Here is a 19,090-nt window from a genome sequence, read left to right on the forward strand (position 1 = left end):
TTTCACCGTTTTTCCCGCTAATGTAGATACCTGGAGGCACTTCTTTGCACGGATTCGCCGCATTTCCGCTAATGTGGTCCACCCAACTCCGCCAGATTTCCATTATCAGTCTACCCAACCAGCTGCTTTAGCCATTTTCGCGGCATCCCCACCAATGTAGTCCCCCAACCAGCTGCTTTCATCTTTTCCGAGGGTTACAGGAGGAAATGACCGAAATTGCTGGATATATATATCCAGTTTTTCATAATTGCCGACGAGGCATCAACATAGTCTGTGCTGGGCCACGTCAGGAGCATTATCTTTTTCTAGCTTTTCTAGGTGGCTCCGGAGCGGCGGAGCGGTATAATGGAGGTATCAACCTTACATGGCATGAAAGGGGCGTCACCGGGATGAAGATCGTCATTGCACCGGATTCGTTTAAAGGTTCGGCGTCAGCGCGCGACCTATGTGCCGCAATTGCGCGCGGCATCCGCAGCGTAATGCCGAAGGCGGAGATTGTGGAGCTGCCGTTGGCGGATGGCGGAGAGGGCATTATGGATAATCTCGTCTACGCGACGCGAGGCAGCCGCATGGAGGCGGTCGTCTCAGATCCGCTCGGACGCAGCATTACGGCTCATTACGGCGTTCTCGGCGACGGCAGCACCGCGGTCATTGAGATGGCGCAGGCATCCGGTCTGCCGCTGCTTTCGCCGGAAGAACGGAATCCGCTGCTTGCGACGACGCGCGGCACAGGAGAGCTGATCAAGCACGCGCTGGACCGAGGCTACCGCAAGTTCATCGTCGGCCTCGGCGGCAGCGCGACGAATGACGGCGGCGCAGGAATGCTGCAGACGCTCGGCTTGCAGCTGCTGGACGCGGGGGGCCGGCCGCTCGCGGAAGGCGGCGGCGCGCTTGCGCAGCTCGCGCGACTCGATGCTGCCGCGCTTGACGCTCGCCTCGCGGAGTCGCAGTTCACGATCGCCTGCGATGTGACGAACACGCTGTGCGGTCCGGCTGGCGCGTCGTCGGTGTTCGGCCCGCAGAAAGGCGCGACGCCGGAGATGGTCGCGACGCTCGATGCGGGGCTGCACCGCTTCGCGGAGCAGATTCAGGCGCTGCGCGGCATCGACGTGCTTCGCATGCCCGGCGGCGGCGCAGCCGGAGGCATGGGCGCCGGCTTGCTCGGCTTCATGAACGCGTCGATTCGCCCGGGTATCGACGTCGTGATGGAAGCCTCCGGCTTCGCGGAAGCGGTGAAGGACGCGGACTGCATCATCACCGGCGAAGGGAAGCTCGACGAGCAGACGCTCTCGGGCAAGGTGGCCGCAGGCGTATGCCGAGCGGCGCTTCCGCTGGAGCTTCCGGTAATTATCCTGTGCGGCACGCGGAGCTTGTCCGGCGAATCGCTGCGCCAGCTTGGCAAGGTGAGCGCCTTCTCCATCGTGCCAGGTCCTTGCAGCCTCGAGGAGGCAATGGCTCAGACGCTGGACTTTGCCGAAGCCTGCGCGGCGCAGCTTTTCGGTTTATTAGAAAATTCCTTCTGAATCTTAAGCCTATTTTCATCTCATGTTCATAATGGGCTGTTAAACTAGAGTCAATTGAGAAACATGAATGGGAGTAAGGAGGGATAAGAAGCATGCAGCCGTGGACCGATTTCGAAGAGGACGTGAAGCCGCATCTGCCCCATGTGCGGGCCTATTGCTACTATTTGACCGCATCCAAATGGGAGTCGGAGGACCTGATGCAGGAGACCCTTCTTCGGGCATTCAAGCATTACCGGGATACGGGCAAGCTTCGCCATCCTCGCTCTTTGCTATATAAGATCGCCCGCAATTTGCATATCGACGCGCATCGCAGACGCCGCGGCGTTATGGTTCCGATTGATGAAGCGCTGCAGCAGCCTCATTACGATCAGAACTATGCTTCGGTACGCGGCACGCTGGAATGGGTGACAGAGCATCTGTCTGCACGCGAGATGGAGATGCTGCTGCTTGCCGAGGTGTTCGACTATTCGTATCAAGACATTGCCGAAGAGCTGAACTGCTCCATTCCAGCTGTGAAAATGGTGCTGCACCGTTCCAAGCTAACGCTTCGCGAACGCGTGCGGGCTCAGGAATCCGGTGTGAAGCGCAAACGTCCCGTTAGACGCAAGCTGTCGCCGCCGCAGCCGTATGCCGTCGATCGCTGGACGACCGCGCTTATGACGGGGGAGCTATAGCTTCCCGCCGTCTTGCTGCCACTACAAGCAAATCACTTTCATACAAAAGACAGTGGGCTCCGCTGCCTTTTTTTTGTTATATTTTTGCAGAAAATCCGGCATGGAGGTAGTGCTTTTGTCTCATTTTGCGGTTTGCAGGCGGGCATCGTAGGACATGGGTTGATAGGTCATGATACATTAGAAATAACATACGGGTTTACCTCCTTGGTAGAGAGAGAATACATAAGGTCGTTGGAGGCGCTGAATGCGACAATTTATTGGGAAAACGTTAAAACATGACGTCGTTAATCAATTTGGTGTTACGGTTCTTCCTGCACGGATCGTGCTGTTGGAAGAGCATTTGGCGCTGCTAGAGAAGCATAAAATCGACAACGTCTCCATTTTCTTTGATGTCATGCCACCACCGGAGCAGAAGGCGACAAGTGCGCAGGCGGCTCGCGCGGCGGTAGGGCAAGTGATGAAGCGTGCCAAAGCGATGTACGAAACCATCCGCCAGTCGGGCCAAGTACCGATGAAAGAGCTTCAGAATGATATCATTCCAGCGGTGAAGAGCGTTGCCGGGCACCCGAATATGTTCGAGCTGTTCGAAGCGGTTAAGGCACAAGGAGATTATACCTATCAGCATAATATCGGCGTTGGTATTCTATCCACGATGATCGGCAAGTGGCTGCATTTAAGCGACGAAGAATTGACAGCGCTTACTATGGGGGCTACGCTGGCGGATATCGGCAAAGTGAAGATACCGGCGGAGATTATTAATAAACCAGGTAAGCTGACTGCAGAAGAGTTCGAGCTGGTGAAGAAGCATGCGGTCCTCGGCTACGAAATTTTGAAGAATACCGAAGGCATCAACTACCGTTCCGCGCTTATCGCATTGCAGCATCATGAACGGGAAGACGGCGGAGGCTACCCGCTTGGACTGCGTTCTGAAAAAATCGATCTGTTCAGCAAAATCGTAGCGGTTGCGGATATCTTCCACGCCATGTCGTCGGATCGGCCGTACCAGAAGGCGCTGCCGTTCTATGAAGTCATTCGCCAGCTGCGCGAAAGCTACTTCGGCAAGCTCGATCCCCGCATCGTCTCCGTATTCCTGGACAATATGACGACGAAGCTGATCGGCCAGAAGGTTGTGCTGACGGATGATCGGGAAGGTGAAATCGTCTATATTAACCCTCATGATGAAGAAGCGCCGCTTGTTAAGGTAGGCGAGAGCTTCGTTGACCTGTCGTGCGAGCGCCAGCTGCAAATTAAACAGATTATCGGGCTGTAATAATAAAAGAGCAGGAAGAAGGTTTGCCAGCCTAGCCAAGCTTAATCGCTTAGCTGAGCCTGTGTCAGCCCTTCACCTGCTCTTTTTGTTGCGCTTAGGTCCACTTCGCGGCCCAAAGCTTCATTTCATGCAAAATTTGATGCAAATCATGGCCTTTCGGCGTTAACGAATATTCAACAGTGACAGGGACGGTGGGGAATACATGGCGTTCCAGCACGCCTTGTGTCTCGAGATGGCGCAGCGTACTTGTCAGCGCCCTTGGGCTAACCGATGGGATAGAGCGCTGCAATTCGCCGAACCTGCGCTTCTCGCAGAATAATTCGCGCAGCACGAGGAACGCCCATTTGCCGCCGATGACGTCGAGGGTTCTCTCGATATTGCACTCGATAATAGCGGGCTCTTTCGGTACATAGTTATTGGCAGACATCGCGATTAGATCCTCCAAAGAATGATAGTTAATCTAGTTACTCGAAGTATAGTATATATAATAAGTATAATATATTGATGTTTTTTTCACTACTTTAAATTTGATATCGATATGGTTAGAATAGGGATTGCGCGGGTTTCGCGTAAATGGATGCAGGAGGGATTTAAGATGAACTACAGAAGACTTGGCGGAAGCGGACTGAAGGTAAGCGAGGTCAGCCTGGGAAGCTGGCTTACATATGGCGGATATGTTGAACGGGAGAATGCGGTTAAGGCGATCGAGACTGCTTACGATCTCGGCGTTAATTTCTTCGATACGGCGAATGTGTACGAGCGCGGCGCGGCAGAGGTATTGCTCGGCGAAACGATCAAGGCGTATCCGCGCGAATCGTATGTTCTTGCGACCAAAGCGTTCTGGCCGATGGGCGATGGCCCGAATGACCGCGGCTTGTCCCGCAAGCATGTCATTGAGCAGGCGAACGCGAGCTTGAAGCGCCTGAATACGGACTACGTCGATATTTTCTACTGTCACCGTTACGATCAAGAAACGCCTCTGCAGGAGACGCTGCGTGCGATCGACGATCTGATTCGTTCCGGCAAAGTACTGTATGCCGGCGTCAGCGAGTGGACAGCGTCCCAAATGGCGGATGCGCTTGCGACAGCGGACCGTTATCTGCTCGACCGCATCGTCGTCAGCCAGCCGGTCTACAATATGTTTGATCGTTACATCGAGAAGGAAGTCATCCCGTACGGCGAGAAGAACGGCATCGGCCAAGTGGTATTCTCGCCGCTGGCGCAAGGTCTTCTGACCGGCAAATATACGTCCGCGGGCAGCATTCCGGAAGGCAGCCGCGCGGCGAAGCTGGAGTGGGTGCGCAACGGCATCACCGAGGAGAAAATCGCGAAGGTCGGCGCATTGTCCGCGATTGCGAAGGAGCTCGAGATCACAACCGGCCAATTGGCGCTTGCTTGGATCCTGCGCCAACCGAACGTTGCGAGCGCACTCGTAGGCGCAAGCCGTCCGGAGCAGGTCGTCGAGAACGTGAACGCTTCCGGCATCACGCTTTCGGAAGATGTGCTCGCGCGCATCGAAGCGATTTTGGCGGGATAGTAGGAAGGGTCGGACCCTTGGGGGTCCGGTTTTTTTTGTGCGCGGGGGAGGGGACACGCGGAACCCTGCGATCCATGCGCCCCCCCCCGACACCTCGCAACTCCTCGCGAACCCCGCCACGACTGTCGGCTGCTGAGAGTCGTGTAATCCGACTCTCAGCGAGAAATCGAGGCCTCAATGCTGCTGAGAGTCGGAAAATCCGACGCTCAGCGAGAAATCGAGGCCCCAATGCGGTTGAGAGTCGCGAAATCCGACTCTCACGAGGTAGAATCAGCCTCGCGAGTGGCTAGATAGAATTAGCCTCGGATGTGGCTGCAGGTTGGAACTATCCATGTATTCCAAAATAAAAGCGGTCGTCCTCAACAGGACGGCCGCTTTCGCATTCGCACTACTTCATCACACTCTTGATCAGCCGAAGACCTCTCGTATACGCGAACCGCTCCCACCTTGCGAGCGGGCTCGTTCCGTTCGTTCCTGCCTGGCCTGAGCATTTTCTAAGCAATTGTGTGCGCTAGCGACCCTTCCCGCCAATAAACCGCAAAATCGACCGCAGCGACTGCGGCGCTGCTTTGTCGAGCAAGTCGCCTTCCTGCACAAGCCGTGCTTCAATGTTCAACAGGTTATAGTCGGTAATCGCAACGCCCCGCCGGACTTCGTCCCAGTAGAGTGGCGTGGAGACGCTGGCCGCCTTGCGGGCGCGCGGGGAGTAGGGAGCGATGATCGTTTTGCCGCGGTAATGCTGCAAGTAGTCGATATAGATGAGGTCACCGCGGTTCTTCTTGAGCCGCTCGATCGTAAATAGATTCGGATGCTTGTCCGACAAGTATTTGCCGACGAACTCTCCGATGACGCGCAGCTCGTCGAAGGTCAGCTCGGGAACAACCGGTACGATGACCTGCACGCCGGTCGCGCCTGACGTCTTCGGCACCGACTCAATGCCGAGCGAGCGCAGCAAATCGCCGACGAGCAGGGCAGCCTCCATGATGCGGGGCTCCTCCTCCAGCGTCGGGTCCAGATCGAGGATCCATTCCGTCGGATAGTCGGGATTGCTGATGCGGTCGAACGAGGCATGGTACTCGATGCAGGCCAGATTGCCAAGCCATAGCAGCACCGGCAGCGATGTCAGCTTCACATAGGAGATGCTCTCATGCTCGATGGTTTCGACGAAGGGAGGAGCGGGAGCAGGGCAGTTTTTCTGATAAAATGACTTGCCGTCCACGCCGTCCGGAAAACGGATCGTCGTCAGCATACGATCCTGGCAGTGCTTGATGAGCCAAGGTGACAAGGCGGCGAGGCGCTGCAGGAAGACCGCCTTCGTAATCCCCATAGCCGGAAAGAGCAGCTTATCGGGATTGCTGATCGTCAGCTCCTGTCCATCAATGACGATGGTTCCTTTTACCGTACGAGGGCTCATGGCAACGGCTCCTTCGGCAGAAAAGTAACCAGCTTCGGATGGCGAAGCTGCCCGGCCGAAGTGAATTCAAGCCCGGTCACGCGGCACTTGAAAGGCACCGAAAGCCACTGCACTTCTTCCTTGCGAAGGTCTTCAGGGACAGCGGGGAAGGGACAGTCGACAACGGCGATCAGCGAGTTCTGCGGACGAAACGTTGAAGCGATTACACGCCGAAGCGCATCATTAAGCCCCAGCGAAACACTGCCGAGATAGCCGCCTTCATACTCCATAACGAGACTAGCAACGATGCCGTTTCGCCATTTCAGCCCGACAATATCGACATCGAGTACGAGGGCGATTTTCTTCTTCAGCCAGTCGCGGTGTTTCTTATCCTCCCGATAAGGACTGCTGAGCCGCTTGCTCACGACGCCTTCCCAACTGTTCGTCTGCACCCAGTCCCACAGCGCAGCTCCGTCCTTGAACAGCTCCGTCACGAACATGCGCGGATCGTCAGCAGGGCATAACGCCAGCAGCCTGCGATGGCGCTCCTCATAAGGCAGCTGCCGCAAGTCGCCGCTCTCGTCAGCGAGCAGATCGAACAGGACATAGACAAGTCCGCCGTTCTGCGGCGTTTTGCCATCTGCCTCCGGCGAGCTCTGCAGCAGCGATGAACGTGAGCGTTCGCGCTTCAGCACATGTTGGAAGCTCGGTCGCACGCCATCGAACCAGACGATTTCGCCGTCGAGCAGGCAGCGTCCAAGCTTCTCCGCCTTGGAGGCGATCAGCGAGACCATCTCCGGATAGATGCCATTCTTCAAATACAGCTTCCGCGAAAATAGCTCCACATGCCCCTCGCCATCAAGCCGAGCAAGAATGCGGACGCCGTCCCACTTGAGCTGGTAGCCCCAATCGCTCCCGACGGGCAGCTCGTCGTCCGATATCGGAGCCATCGGCTCATGGGGAAGAGCGAGAGGCTGCAATGCGCCGCCGCTGCTCACATTCGCCGCCAATGCAGATGACTCATCCGCCCACGGCTGTTCCTGATGCTGCGCCATCTAAGACACCGTTTCCTTCTTCGTCGTTTTGCGCGCCCGCGGCTTCTTCACTGGGGCGACGACTTCGCTTCCGGCAGCGCCTGTCTCCGCGGCTGGTTCGCTGGCCGCAGCCGGCGCTATACCTGCCGCGCCCGTATCGATGCCGCCAGGTGCAGTCGGCGGCAGCTTGACCGCCTCAAGGCTTGCTTGCAGCGCAGCCATGAGATCAAGCACATTCGTGCGCTGCTGCTCAGGTGCGACGCTAACGTCTTCGCCGGCGATTTTGTGCTGGATGAGATCCATGAGGCGCGTGCGGTAGTCGTCGGTATATTTTGCCGGCTCAAAAGGAGTCGACAGCTGCTCGATCAGCATCCGCGCCATCATCAGCTCTTTCTCATTGACATTCACCGTCTCGGGAAGGCCCGGCACTTGATCGACGGACCGAATCTCATCGGGATAGAATATCGTCTCCATCGCCAGGCAGTCATCGATAATCCGAATCGCCGCGAGCGAGCTCTTGGAGCGGATCGACACCTTCGCGATGCCGATACGGCCCGACTGCCGCATCGCTTCCATCAGCAGATTGTACGCATTGCCGCCCGCCTGATCAGGGGAGAGATAGTAGGTCTTCTGAAAATAAATCGGGTCAATCTCCTCGAGCGCGACAAAATCAAGAATCGTAATCGTCTTCGTCGCATCCGTCGAGAGGGACTCCAGCTCGTCCTTCTCAAGCAGCACGTAGCGGCCCTTCTCGTACTCGTAACCTTTTACAATATCGTCCCACTCCACATCGACATCGCAGGTCGGACATTTACGAATGTAACTAATATTGCTGCCGCACTCGCGGTGAATCATTTTGAGCGAAATATCTTTATCCTCGGTAGCTGAAAACATTTTGACAGGCACATGAACGAGACCGAAACTGATGGCCCCTTTCCAAACCGTGTGCATCTTATTTCCCCCTCACCCTGTAATCGAACGCTAGTACCAGTGTTCCCGCAAATGCATGAAACTAAGCCGGATCGGGCATATTTTCGTTAGCAAGCAGGCAGCATCATCTGAAGGAGGCAACTGGAATGAGTGAAGCGGGCAATTCGCCGGTTGGCACAAGCAACGATAAGCAGCATGAAGGACGCGAAGATCATTTTATGGACATTGACCGGATGGTGAATGAAGGTTTAGGCGGCGGGCAAGTGACCCTTAATAACGGGTTAATTGACGAGTCCACCACGGATACCATGGAGCAAGAAATGAGGGACTAACAGACGATGGATACAAAGCGTGCAATGGAAATTTACAGCTCGAAGGATACATTCTCCGTTCAACTGAGCGGGGAGCCGGTCTGGATCGAAAATGTCGATGAAGCGAACGGGATGGCCACCGTGCAAATTGGCTCCGACCCGCTGAACACGCAGACGGTCTCATGTGATCGGCTGAAAGAGGAAGGCCGGGAGTAGCAGCGAAGAGTAGCAGCAAAGTGAAGAGCGCCTAACCTTGCGAGCCATGGTTTGGGCGCTCTTTGTACGTGTGGTTAGAGCAGCGGGAGAACGATACCTCCATAGGCAAAAGCAGCGATGATGACGAAGGCGGGATGGATGCGGCGGATTTGCATCGCCCAGAAGGCGACGACGGCGATGATCAGTCCTTGCCAGATGCCGATGTCGTGGACCGTTGTTTTGCCCATCTGCCAGGTGAGCAGCACCATCATGATCGCGATGACGGGTTGAACGAGGAGCGTCATACCTTTGACGATAGGCGACGAGCGGTGCTTCTTCAGCACCTTGAGCAGGATGATGAGTGCAAGTGCGGATGGAACAATCGTCGCGATCAGCGCTGCGGCGATGCCGAGCCAGCCGGCAGCTTCGTAGCCGACGTAAGTCGCGATCTTCGTCGCAATCGGACCGGGCAGGGCGTTGCCGAGGGCGAGAATATTCGAAAATTCAGCGTCATCCGTCCAATGGTAGTGCGTGACAACCTCTTGGTAGATAAGCGGAATCGAGGATGGACCACCGCCATAGCCAAGGACGTTGGCAATGAAGAAGCCGAGCAATAGTTTAAGCCATTCCATTTCAGGCGTGCCTCATTTCTGGGATGATTCTTTTTGCTTGTGGCGCTGGAATCTTGTGAGCAGCTTGAAGTGCATGGCGCCGTACGCGAGGAACAGCACGATCACAATCGCGGGATGGACGCCGAGCAGCTGAAGCAGCACGAAGGATATGAGCAGCATGATGATGCCGAGCTTGCGGCCGAGCCCCTTGACGGCGCGCTCGCCGAATTCGTACGCCATGACGCCAAGCATGACCGCGATGACAGGAGCAACGGCGCTGATCATTCCTCGGACGATGGCGGAATTGCTTAAGTAGTTCACCGCCGACAACAGCGACAGCATCGCGATGGATGACGGCAGGATATGGGCGAGGACGGCGAGTACTGCGCCGAGCGCGCCTTTGAGCCGGTAGCCGAGATAAGCGGAGAGCTTCGTCGCAATCGGGCCGGGCAGCGCATTGGCGAGCGCGAGAATCTCGCCGAATTCTTCATCCGGCAGCCAGCGGTACTTCGTTACCGCTTCGTAGCGGATAAGCGGAATAATCGACGGCCCGCCGCCGTAGCCGAGGATACCGGTCTTCATCATCGCCCAGCAGAGCTGGGTGTAGGTTTTAGGTGTGGAGTTATTGGAGTTATTGCTGTCGGTAACGTTAGTGGTGGTCAAAGTTATAACCTCATTCCCATGCGGCTTTTGTATCGTGTGATGAGCACTTGGCTGTCCACGCTAGTGACGCCTTCGAGCTTGTAGAGCGTTCCGACGAGGAACGATTCCATCTCCTGATTATTCGCAAACAGCGCGTGCATATGCAGCTTGCTCGGACCGGACATATGGTACAAGCTCGTCACGACCGGCTCCTCCGCCAGCCGGTTAGCGACCTCGTACAAACATCGCGGCTCCACTTCAACGTTGAAGAACGCCGATACATTGATGCCGAGCTTCTCCGGGTTAACGACGGCGGAGAACCGCTCAATAACGCCGCTCTCCATGAGCGTCGCAACGCGCGCCTGCACAGCGACGCGGGACAAGCCAACCTCTTTCGCGAGGTCGGTGTAGGACATGCGACCGTCCTTATTGAGAAGACGGATAATCTGGCGGTCTATATCGTCTATTGGCATGATAGTAGCTCCTTATGATTACATATGGTAAGTTCGCGTGGCGTAGAAGCTTCGATATGTTTAAAAGTAACCTATTTTGTTGACGTGGGCAATAGCGGGATCTCATCTGATCCCCAACTATTCCTTGCTCGGAGCTGTACTGGTGGCTGAGAGCTGAGAGCTGCCCAGTTGGAATGTGGGCGGAATTGGCGGGGGGATGGGTTTGAGAAAGGGAAAACCCTCTCTCGGAGCGGGAGCTAGGAGGCTGCGAGGTGTATCGCTTGAGTAGTATCGTCCTCGCACGAAACATCGAAAGATGACGATTGAAAGATATAAATAATTAAAAGACGCAGATAACCTGCGTTTATATTTGGTTTTTGGCTCAAAAATAGGTATAATGGATAAATAAGCTTAAATTTAACGTTTTAGCTTGTAGGGGGGATTAGGTATGGCTAAACAGCATTATCGGATGACGAAGCTCGAACTGCTCTCTAGAATTCTGTTTCTTACCATCGGTGCGGGGCTCGTAGCCGTCGCGCTTGAGATTTTTCTCGTGCCGAACAACATCATTGACGGCGGAATCGTCGGTATTTCCATCATTATTTCTCACATTACGGGCCTGCCACTTGGTATTTTTCTATTCTTGCTTAACTTGCCATTCTTGATTATCGGGTACAAACAAATCGGCAAAACGTTCGCGATATCTACGCTTTACGGGGTCGCGGTCATGTCAGTCGGCACTACGCTGCTGCATCCGGTGAAGGCGCTGACGTACAGCACGTTCCTCGCTCCGGTTATCGGCGGGGTTATTCTCGGCATCGGGGTTGGTCTTGTAATCCGGTCCGGGGGATCGCTTGACGGTACGGAGATCATTGCGATTCTGTTCACGAAGAAGACGCCGTTCTCGGTCGGTGAGATCGTCATGTTCTTCAATCTCTTCATTCTCGGCAGTGCGGGCTTCGTCTTCTCCTGGGACAGCGCGATGTACTCGCTTATTGCCTACTACATTGCGTTCAAGGTCATTGATGTGACGCTGGAGGGTATCGATCAATCGAAGTCGGTCTGGATCATCAGCCAGGAGTGGAAGGAGATCGGCGATGCTATCATTAGTCGTCTCGGCCGCGGCGTGACGTATTTGCACGGGGAAGGAGCGTTCTCCGGCGGCTCGAAGCGGGTCATCTTCTGCGTCATCACACGTCTGGAAGAGGCGAAAATGAAGTCGATTGTCCAGGAGCTGGATCCGAGCGCTTTTCTCGCGGTGGGCAATATCCACGACGTGAAGGGCGGACGCTTCAAGAAGCGAGCGATCCACTAAGCGACTGCGTTATATTTTCTGGAATCAGGCAAGGCTGCGCATAGGCGTGGTCTTGCCTGTTTTGTTGCGGGTAGAGGGGTTGACCGATATAATAAGGTAAATTAAGCAAAAACCGAAACACCGCTTGCGGTGGGTTTTGTGCGGGGAAAGCAAAAACCGAAACACCGCTTGCGGTGGGTTTTGTGCGGGGAAAGCAAAAACCGAAACACCGCTTGCGGTGGGTTTTGTGCGGGGAAAGCAAAAACCGAAACACCGCTTGCGGTGGGTTTTGTGCGGGGAAAGCAACTTGTACGATCAGAAGTGGAAAAGAACATAGACGCAAGCAGCGCGCAGCGGGAGGTGGCCGGACTGGACGAGTTTGCGCGGATACGTTACTGGACGGATGGCCGCCAAAGCCCGGCGCTGCTTCAGGCGCAAGGTGTGGTGCTCGGCATCGGGGATGATGCCGCGATTGTGGAGACACCGCCGGGCGAAGTCGGCGGCAATCTGCAGTGGCTGATGGCGGTCGATACGATGGTCGAGACCGTCCATTTCAATGATATGACGATGGAGCCGTTCGACATCGGCTGGAAGGCGCTTGCCGCCAATATTAGCGATATTGCGGCAATGGGCGGCGAGCCCCGGCATGCGCTGGTATCCGTCAGCGCGCCGCCAGCTTGGGAGCCGGCTCGTATACGCCGGCTCTATGACGGGCTGTATGCGTGCGCCGATGCTTACGGCGTCGCGATCGTTGGCGGCGACACGACCTCGGCGCCGCTGCACATGGTTGTGTCCGTGACGGTCATGGGCACCGTCACGGCAGGGGCGGCGATCCGCCGGGCTGGCGCAGCGCCCGGCGACGCCGTGTTCGTGACCGGCCCCGCGGGAATGTCCGCGGCCGGTTTGCACGCTTTGCTCGCCGCGGCGGCAGCTCGCGGCAGCACGCCGCCTGGCGCCGCGGCGCTGGTGCAAGCTCACCAGCGCCCGGCGCCATCGGTTCGCGCGGCGCGGATGCTTGCCGCGCGCGGAACCGTCACGTCGCTGAATGACATCAGCGACGGGCTCGCCAGCGAAGCCTGGGAAATCGCCGAGGCTTCGGGCGTCACCATCGCGCTGCGCGAGTCGCTGCTGCCCCGAAGCGGCAGCATGACCAGCTACGCGCACAGCTGCGGCGAGGATCCGCTGACCTGGATCCTCTACGGCGGCGAAGACTACGTGCTGCTCGGCACGATGGCAGCCGCAGATGCACAGGCGGCGAAGGCCGAGCTTGCCGCGGCCGGCCTGCCGTTCTACGTCATCGGCGAGGTCGAGGCAGGCGCCGCCGGCGTTACCCTCATTCGGGATTTTGACTCTCGCAACGAGCCGAAGCGAGAAGCATTAGCCAAGCGAGGCTATAATCATTTTGGAAATTAGGAGCTGAGACTGGCTTCATGAACGAGCAAATGGAAGTTATATGGATGGCAGAGAACGAAGCGGACACGGTTCGTTTGGCGGGGCTCCTTGCAAGCTGGGCAGTCCCTGGCACGGTGCTGGCGCTGGACGGCGATCTTGGCGCGGGCAAAACGAGATTCTCGTCAGCTTTTGCGGCCGGCATCGGCGTGCCTGGCGTCGTGAACAGTCCGACGTTTACGATCATTAAAGAATATATGGGCGCGCAGCTGCCGCTTTATCATATGGATGTGTACCGCTTGTCCGAGGACGAGGCGGACGAGCTTGGGCTTGACGATTATTTTTTCGGCGACGGCGTGACGATTGTCGAATGGGCAAGCCTGATTGAGGCGCTGCTTCCGCCGGATCGGCTGCAAATGTATATCACGCATTTGGGCGGCGAAGCGCGCCGAATTGCGATTACGGGCATCGGCGCACGGTACGTGGCATGGTGCCAACAAATACAGGCGATAGGAGCACGGAACGAATGAGTGAACCAACGCGGCAGAGTCTCGTGCTCGCGCTAGATACATCAACGGCTTCATTGGCTTGCGCCCTCGTGCGCGGCGATGAAGTTCTGCAAGATATCCAGTCGCTCGCAGAGCGCAACCACTCTGTCCACACGGTATCGATCGTACAATCGATTCTCGCAGATTGCGGCGTTAAACCCGAAGAGCTGGACGGCATCGCAATCGGACGCGGCCCGGGATCTTACACAGGCATGCGTATCGCCGTTTCGGTCGGCAAAACATTATCTTGGGTCTGGAACAAGCCGCTCGTCGGCGTGTCCAGTCTCGAAGCGCTGGGCTATGGCGCGTGGCAATCCCATGCAGCTGATGCCGGCAATTCCGTTAATTCCGTCTGGATCGTACCGATCATGGACGCAAGACGCGGGCAGGTATATACAGCTCTTTTCGAAGCTAACTCTCATGGCGGCGAGTGGACCCGCTTGTCCAAAGACGGCATCCGCCTCATGCACGACTGGGTAGACAAACTTGTTTCTAAATTAGCAGCTCCATCGCCGGAGTCGCTCCCATCCGCAATTTGGATCGTGGGCGAGCTGGAGCTTCACGAAGCACAGGCAGACAGACTACAGCAGCTTTGCTCCGAGTCAGGTATTGCCATCGAAGTTCGCAAACAGCCATACATTTTGGAAGGACGATCGGTTGCTGCACTTGGCCTTAAGCGCCTCGCCGCCGGCGAGCAGGATGACGCGCATACGTTCATCCCGAACTACACGCAGCTGACGGAGGCGGAAGTGAAGCTTCAGGAGCGAACAGCCCAGCAAGCGGCTGACGGAAAGGGCGGCGAACCGAAGTGAAAGTAATCGAAGACTTGAGCCGTCTCGAATTTCGGATGATGACGCTTGATGATGTGAAGACGATTGTCGCCATCGAGCAGGAAAGCTTCACGAGTCCGTGGACCGAGGAAGCGTTCGTGAACGAGCTGACGAACAACCATTTTGCCCGCTATATGGTCATGGATTATGAGGGTGAAGTGATTGGCTATGGCGGCATGTGGACGATCATGGATGAGGCGCATGTGACGAACGTGGCGGTTCGCGAACCGTACCGCGGGCTTGGACTTGGCTTGAAGCTGATGACGGAGCTGCAGCGGACTGCGGTCATGTTCGGTGCGAAGCGCATGACGCTTGAGGTTCGGGTGTCCAATATGGTGGCGCAGCGGCTGTACAGCAAGCTGGGCTTCGAGCCGTCGGGCGTTCGCCCCGGCTATTATTCAGACAATATGGAGGACGCGCTCATCATGTGGGCGGAGCTGGATTCCTCGGGTGTGGAGCAACAAGATGACTACGAGCAATAACGAACTTATTCTTGCTGTGGAGACGAGCTGCGACGAGACGTCGGTAGCGGTTATTCGCGGCGGCAAACATATACTATCCAACATCGTTTCGAGTCAAATCGATACGCACAAAAGATTCGGCGGCGTCGTGCCGGAAATCGCATCCCGCAAGCATGTGGAGTCGATTACGCTTATTATGGAGCAGGCGCTGTCGGAGGCAGGCGTGACGTTTCGCGATCTGTCGGCGATTGCGGTTACGCAGGGACCGGGTCTAGTAGGGGCACTGCTTGTCGGCATCGTCGCAGCCAAAAGCTTATCGATGGCGCTTGGACTTCCCTTAATCGGCACGCATCATATCGCAGGACATATCTATGCGAATGAGCTTGTCGCCGAGATGCAGTATCCGTGTCTGGCGCTCGTTGCGTCGGGCGGGCATACGGAGCTTGTGCTGATGGAGAGCGAAGGTGTTTTCCAGATTCTTGGACGGACTCGCGATGACGCGGTCGGCGAAGCCTATGACAAAGTCGCGCGGACGCTGAATTTCCCATATCCGGGCGGTCCATATATCGACAAGCTGGCGCAAGGTGCGGAAGAAGAGATTACGATGCCGCGGGCGTGGCTGGAGCCGGATTCGTATGATTTCAGCTTCAGCGGGCTGAAATCGGCCGTTCTAGCTGCGATCAACTCTGCGAAAATGAAAGGCGAACCGCTTCGCGAAGCCGCCCTTGCCCGCGGATTCCAAGCCTCCGTCATCGACGTGCTCGTGACGAAGGCATTGCGCGCGGTGCGCGAAACAGGCGCGAAGCAGCTGCTGCTCTGCGGCGGCGTCGCTGCTAACGGCGGTTTGCGCGCGGCATTGACCGCGCGCTGCGAAGAAGCCGGCATCCCGCTGCTTATTCCGCCGCTCAAGCTGTGCACGGACAACGCCGCGATGATTGGCGCGGCTGCACATCTGAAGTGGACGCGTGGCGAATTCACGCCGCTCGACATGAAGGCGGAACCGGGGCTGTCGCTGGAAGAATGGTCGGTACGGAGTTGAAATTTCGTATGGCCATCTTTTCTGAATTGACAGACGATTTCGGGAAGCATATAATAAGCAACAACACTTCACATTCATCATGCGAAACGCGTTGAACAGGAGTAGTAAAGCTTACGTACCGTGTTCAGAGAGCTGCGGGTTGGTGCAACGCAGACGGGTAACGGCTTGAATCTCGCCTGGGAGCGGAATAGCGGAAACGAGCCCATGTTTTGTTGGCCGAAGGCCAAGGCTGATGGAGCAGCTCGCGTACGTTGTTACGGTTAACCACCGTGATCCGGTGCATCGCTGACGACTTCTAGAATCGTTAGCATGCTTAAGTGGACGTCATGCTCTTAAGGGCAGCGTCAACGAGGGTGGTACCGCGCCAAGACTTATACAGTCTGTCGTCCCTTGATCCAGCAGGATCGAGGGGTGGCAGGCTTTTTTTGTTGCTATCACGACTGAAGTGAACATAGATCGAAACGCAAGGAACAGGAGCAGTAGGAATCAAAATCCGGGGAAAAGCAGAGAGCTGCGGGGTGGTGCGACGCAGTCGAAGGATGATCCGAACTCGCCTGGGAGCGGAACGGTGGAACTTGGGCAATGGCTTGGAAGCGTGCGGTAAGCACGAGGAGAGCGTTGCCGGGCGTACGCCAGTTACGGCTAACCCCCGTGATCGGGTGCAGCTTGATGAAGGTGAGTAAGGCGGGGTGGTTCCCGCTATGACTCGCTGGATGAACAGCTGCTTAAGCGGGTCCGAACCGGATGGTTCGGGCAACGAGAGTGGTACCGCGGCAAGCTCACGAGCCTGTCGTCTCTTGATTACAAGAGACGATGGGTTTTTTTTGTTGGGCTGCGGCTGCTAATTGTGAGCGGGGTACCTTTTTGATACACGCAAAGCGCAAGAGTGTATCCCCCAGGGATACACATCAGCGAGAAAACGTCGGAAAGAGCGCAAGAGTATCCCTCAGGGCTACACATCAGCGAGAAAATGCCGAAAAGAGCTCAAGAGTATCCCTCAGGGCTACACATCAGCGAGAAAATGCCGAAATGAGCGCAAGAGTATCCCTGAGGGCTACACATCAGCGAGAAAATGCCGAAATGAGCGCAAGAGTATTCCCCAGGGACCTACATCAAGTCCAGCAAACCAGCTGCATCGAGCGAAAGTTGGCCAAACGAGCCAAAGAAGTCCAGCAAACCAGCTACCTCGAGCGAAAGTTGGCTAAACGAGCCAAAGAAGTCCAGCACACCAGCTACCTCGAGCGAAAGTTGGCCAAACGAGCCAAAGAAGTCCTGCAAACCAGCTACATCGAGCAACTAACTAAACAAACCCCATAAAACATTTAGGAGGCTAACCTTTATGACTATGAATCAATCTCAATCTCAATCTCAATCGCAAAATCAATCCCAATCCGCTAACCGCATTATCCGCATCTTCGACACGACGCTGCGTGACGGCGAGCAGTCGCCCGGCGCGACGCTTCGTCCGGAGCAGAAGATCGTCCTTGCCCGCCAATTGGCGAAGCTGGGCATCGACATTATCGAGCCGGGCTTCCCGGTGTCGAGCCCGGGCGAGCTCGCGGCGGTGCAGCAAATTTCCCGCGAGCTGCAAGGCGTGGAGATCGTCGGTTTCGCCCGCGCGATCAAAGGCGACATTGACGCCGCGGTTCGCTCTACAATGGACGCAGCTCGCCGTCGTCTGCATCTGTTCATCTCCTCTTCGGATATCCATCTGGACTTTCAGCTGAAGAAATCCCGCGAGGAGGTACTCGAGATTGCGCGCGCGATGGTGGCATACGGCAAGCAGTTCGTCGATGAAATCGAGTTCTCGCCGATGGATGCAAGCCGCACAGGCCGCGATTTTGTCATCGAGATGGTCGAAGCGGTCATCGCCGAAGGCGCGACTGTCATTAACCTGCCGGATACGCTTGGCTATGCATTGCCAGAGGAGTACGGCAATCTGTTCCGCACGGTGCGGGCAGGCGCGCGCGGCGCGGATAAGGTGCAGTTCAGCGCGCATTGCCACAATGACCTAGGCTTGGCGGTTGCGAACAGCTTAGCTGCCATTCAAGCTGGCGCGAACCAAGTGGAAGTCACGATCAACGGAATCGGCGAACGTGCAGGCAACTGCTCGCTGGAGGAACTGGTTATGGCGATCGAGACGCGCAAATCGGCCATCGGCGCAGAGACCGGCATCGTGATGAGCGAAATCTACGAGACATCGCGTATGGTGAGCCGCACGATGAACTTCCCGATCGCGTACAATAAGCCGATCGTTGGGCGGAACGCTTTTCAGCATGAGTCGGGCATTCACCAGGATGGCTTGCTCAAGAACCGCAACACGTACGAGATTATGGACCCTGAAGCGATGGGCATTCCGCGCAGCATGATCGTCCTTGGCAAGCATTCCGGCCGCCATGCGATCAAGCATAGATTGGCTGATTTCGGCATCGAGCTGACTGACGAGCAGCTGCTTGATGTGTATAACCGATTCAAAGTGAAAGCCGACGAGATGAAAATCGTACCGGACGACGTGCTTGTCCGCCTGGCTAGCGAAACGACCGAGACGCAGCATGATCCGTACACATTGGTCGACCTGCAAGTGCTTGCCGGCACGCAGCGTTCCCGCATTGCATCCGTCACGATCCGCGAGCGCGATTCGCAGGAAGAACGGACGCTGACAGGTACGGGCACGGGCCCGCTCGAAGCGGTCATCCACTGTTTGCAGCAGGCGATTCCAGTCTCGGCCGAGTTCGAGGATCTGGAGATTCACTCCTTGTCTACGGGTGAAGACGCGCATGGCGAAGCAAACGTCAGCATTGTATATAATGGTCGACGGTATACGGGAACGGCTGTGCATAACGATATTATTTTGGCAGCGGCACAGGCTTACGTGGGGGCATGCAATCAGATGCTGATGAGCATGCAGGACAGCGATGACTCGGCAGACGTAGAAACCGAAAAGTTGGCCTAAAAAG

General features: G+C 56.3%; 21 protein-coding genes and 1 other annotated feature. Of the genes, 13 read left to right on the forward strand and 8 right to left on the reverse strand.

The genetic code is table 11. The features are described 5' to 3' along the window. Positions 1-389 precede the first annotated feature (389 nt). The 3 genes from A8990_RS24090 (at position 390) to A8990_RS24100 (ending at position 3,467) form a co-directional block, all read left to right on the forward strand. Positions 390-1,523 (forward strand): glycerate kinase, encoded by a 1,134-nt coding sequence (locus A8990_RS24090; RefSeq protein ID WP_116191592.1) that lies wholly within the window; start codon positions 390-392, stop codon positions 1,521-1,523. Positions 1,524-1,615: 92 nt separating this feature from the next. Then, a complete protein-coding gene (locus tag A8990_RS24095) occupies positions 1,616-2,197 on the forward strand; it encodes an RNA polymerase sigma factor (protein WP_116191593.1) in 582 nt (193 codons plus the stop codon). 244 nt (positions 2,198-2,441) lie between these two features. Beyond that, positions 2,442-3,467: an HD-GYP domain-containing protein gene (locus tag A8990_RS24100; protein ID WP_116191594.1), complete on the forward strand. Its 1,026-nt coding sequence runs from the start codon at positions 2,442-2,444 to the stop codon at positions 3,465-3,467. Between the two features lie 94 nt (positions 3,468-3,561). Here the strand turns inward: A8990_RS24100 and A8990_RS24105 are convergent, their stop codons facing one another. Beyond that, a complete protein-coding gene (locus tag A8990_RS24105; protein WP_116191595.1) occupies positions 3,562-3,894 on the reverse strand; it encodes a winged helix-turn-helix transcriptional regulator in 333 nt (110 codons plus the stop codon). Between the two features lie 168 nt (positions 3,895-4,062). Between A8990_RS24105 and A8990_RS24110 the strand changes: the two genes are divergently transcribed. Beyond that, on the forward strand, positions 4,063-5,004 hold the full coding sequence (locus tag A8990_RS24110; protein WP_116191596.1) for an aldo/keto reductase family protein: 942 nt from the start codon (positions 4,063-4,065) through the stop codon (positions 5,002-5,004). A gap of 511 nt (positions 5,005-5,515) precedes the next feature. Here the strand turns inward: A8990_RS24110 and ligD are convergent. Genes ligD through ku form a run of 3 tightly spaced genes read right to left on the reverse strand, consistent with a single transcriptional unit; the run spans position 5,516 to position 8,382 of the window. After that, complete coding sequence (ligD, locus tag A8990_RS24115; RefSeq protein WP_116191597.1) at positions 5,516-6,418, reverse strand: non-homologous end-joining DNA ligase; 903 nt, start codon at positions 6,416-6,418, stop codon at positions 5,516-5,518. After that, the gene (locus A8990_RS24120) at positions 6,415-7,452 is read right to left on the reverse strand and encodes an ATP-dependent DNA ligase (RefSeq protein WP_116191598.1); all 1,038 of its coding nucleotides are present in this window, start codon (positions 7,450-7,452) and stop codon (positions 6,415-6,417) included. Before A8990_RS24120 ends, ligD begins: the two co-directional genes overlap by 4 nt. Further along, positions 7,453-8,382 carry a non-homologous end joining protein Ku gene (ku, locus tag A8990_RS24125; protein ID WP_116191599.1) on the reverse strand — a complete coding sequence of 310 codons (930 nt, stop codon included), beginning with the start codon at positions 8,380-8,382 and terminating at the stop codon, positions 7,453-7,455. Positions 8,383-8,507: 125 nt separating this feature from the next. Here ku and A8990_RS24130 point away from each other — a divergent pair, with 125 nt between their 5' ends. Further along, positions 8,508-8,693: a hypothetical protein gene (locus A8990_RS24130; protein ID WP_116191600.1), complete on the forward strand. Its 186-nt coding sequence runs from the start codon at positions 8,508-8,510 to the stop codon at positions 8,691-8,693. Positions 8,694-8,699: 6 nt separating this feature from the next. Then, a complete protein-coding gene (locus tag A8990_RS24135) occupies positions 8,700-8,888 on the forward strand; it encodes an H-type small acid-soluble spore protein (protein ID WP_116191601.1) in 189 nt (62 codons plus the stop codon). 74 nt (positions 8,889-8,962) lie between these two features. On the opposite strand, the gene chrA is transcribed toward A8990_RS24135, so the two are convergent. Genes chrA through chrS form a run of 3 tightly spaced genes read right to left on the reverse strand, consistent with a single transcriptional unit; the run spans position 8,963 to position 10,593 of the window. Next, the gene (gene chrA / locus A8990_RS24140) at positions 8,963-9,499 is read right to left on the reverse strand and encodes a chromate efflux transporter ChrA (protein WP_116191602.1); all 537 of its coding nucleotides are present in this window, start codon (positions 9,497-9,499) and stop codon (positions 8,963-8,965) included. A 12-nt stretch (positions 9,500-9,511) separates the two neighbouring features. Beyond that, a complete protein-coding gene (gene chrB, locus A8990_RS24145; protein WP_281272521.1) occupies positions 9,512-10,141 on the reverse strand; it encodes a chromate efflux transporter ChrB in 630 nt (209 codons plus the stop codon). 2 nt (positions 10,142-10,143) lie between these two features. Then, complete coding sequence (gene chrS / locus A8990_RS24150) at positions 10,144-10,593, reverse strand: chromate efflux transcriptional regulator ChrS (RefSeq protein WP_116191603.1); 450 nt, start codon at positions 10,591-10,593, stop codon at positions 10,144-10,146. 427 nt (positions 10,594-11,020) lie between these two features. On the opposite strand from chrS, the gene A8990_RS24155 reads away from it, so the two are divergent. The 6 genes from A8990_RS24155 to tsaD all read left to right on the forward strand — a co-directional run bounded on the left by A8990_RS24155 (position 11,021) and on the right by tsaD (position 16,133). Beyond that, on the forward strand, positions 11,021-11,887 hold the full coding sequence (locus A8990_RS24155; protein ID WP_116191604.1) for a YitT family protein: 867 nt from the start codon (positions 11,021-11,023) through the stop codon (positions 11,885-11,887). Positions 11,888-12,025: 138 nt separating this feature from the next. Then, positions 12,026-13,279, forward strand: coding sequence for a thiamine-phosphate kinase (gene thiL / locus A8990_RS24160; protein ID WP_245996182.1), 1,254 nt, complete (start codon positions 12,026-12,028; stop codon positions 13,277-13,279). A 17-nt stretch (positions 13,280-13,296) separates the two neighbouring features. Beyond that, positions 13,297-13,785 carry a tRNA (adenosine(37)-N6)-threonylcarbamoyltransferase complex ATPase subunit type 1 TsaE gene (gene tsaE, locus A8990_RS24165; protein ID WP_181909753.1) on the forward strand — a complete coding sequence of 163 codons (489 nt, stop codon included), beginning with the start codon at positions 13,297-13,299 and terminating at the stop codon, positions 13,783-13,785. Beyond that, positions 13,782-14,615, forward strand: a complete 834-nt coding sequence (gene tsaB / locus A8990_RS24170; protein ID WP_116191605.1) for a tRNA (adenosine(37)-N6)-threonylcarbamoyltransferase complex dimerization subunit type 1 TsaB — start codon at positions 13,782-13,784, stop codon at positions 14,613-14,615. Before tsaE ends, tsaB begins: the two co-directional genes overlap by 4 nt. Continuing rightward, on the forward strand, positions 14,612-15,115 hold the full coding sequence (rimI, locus tag A8990_RS24175) for a ribosomal protein S18-alanine N-acetyltransferase (RefSeq protein ID WP_281272522.1): 504 nt from the start codon (positions 14,612-14,614) through the stop codon (positions 15,113-15,115). The genes tsaB and rimI overlap by 4 nt, the downstream gene beginning before the upstream one ends. Continuing rightward, on the forward strand, positions 15,099-16,133 hold the full coding sequence (gene tsaD / locus A8990_RS24180; RefSeq protein WP_116191606.1) for a tRNA (adenosine(37)-N6)-threonylcarbamoyltransferase complex transferase subunit TsaD: 1,035 nt from the start codon (positions 15,099-15,101) through the stop codon (positions 16,131-16,133). Before rimI ends, tsaD begins: the two co-directional genes overlap by 17 nt. A gap of 82 nt (positions 16,134-16,215) precedes the next feature. Continuing rightward, positions 16,216-16,527, forward strand: a binding site (T-box leader). Positions 16,528-17,240: 713 nt separating this feature from the next. On the opposite strand, the gene A8990_RS31305 is transcribed toward tsaD, so the two are convergent. Continuing rightward, complete coding sequence (locus A8990_RS31305) at positions 17,241-17,429, reverse strand: hypothetical protein (protein WP_147306858.1); 189 nt, start codon at positions 17,427-17,429, stop codon at positions 17,241-17,243. Between the two features lie 49 nt (positions 17,430-17,478). Between A8990_RS31305 and A8990_RS24190 the strand changes: the two genes are divergently transcribed. Beyond that, on the forward strand, positions 17,479-19,086 hold the full coding sequence (locus tag A8990_RS24190) for a 2-isopropylmalate synthase (RefSeq protein WP_116191629.1): 1,608 nt from the start codon (positions 17,479-17,481) through the stop codon (positions 19,084-19,086). The last annotated feature ends 4 nt before the right edge of the window (positions 19,087-19,090 follow it).

Origin of the sequence: Paenibacillus taihuensis (assembly GCF_003386535.1) — a bacterium.
Lineage (GTDB): Bacteria > Bacillota > Bacilli > Paenibacillales > Paenibacillaceae > Paenibacillus_Z > Paenibacillus_Z taihuensis.